Source organism: Curtobacterium sp. MCBA15_013, assembly GCF_001865095.1.
Taxonomy (GTDB): domain Bacteria; phylum Actinomycetota; class Actinomycetes; order Actinomycetales; family Microbacteriaceae; genus Curtobacterium.
Window position 1 is genome coordinate 1 of record NZ_MJGQ01000079.1, and the last position, 317, is coordinate 317.

A 317-nucleotide genomic window follows, 5' to 3' on the forward strand; every position below is an offset into this window, starting at 1 on the left:
TTTATAGAGTATTGGCGGCCGGATAAAAAGTATAACTTTGTGACCAAATGTACTTCTGCCCGGAAAGTCACGTAATTGATACGGGATTTCTCCGGATGCATTCGCGGCTCGGGTACAATACCATCTGTGTCCACAGCATAGCACTTATTCCCAGGATCGCTCTGCAGACCGGTTCGTGTTTTCAACCTTTTACCTGGCGAGGCAATATGACAGTCCGACTCGGCATCGTGATGGACCCCATCGAAAAGATCCATTTCAAGAAAGACAGCTCTCTGGCCATGTTGCTGGCGGCGCAGAAGCGGGGCTGGGAAATCGAG

At 50.2% G+C, this 317-nt stretch carries 1 protein-coding gene; it reads left to right on the forward strand.

The window, feature by feature from the left end; genetic code table 11:
* Positions 1 to 206 precede the first annotated feature (206 nt).
* The coding region (locus tag BIV01_RS20460; protein WP_441294382.1) for a hypothetical protein at positions 207 to 317 on the forward strand (111 nt) is incomplete at its 3' end.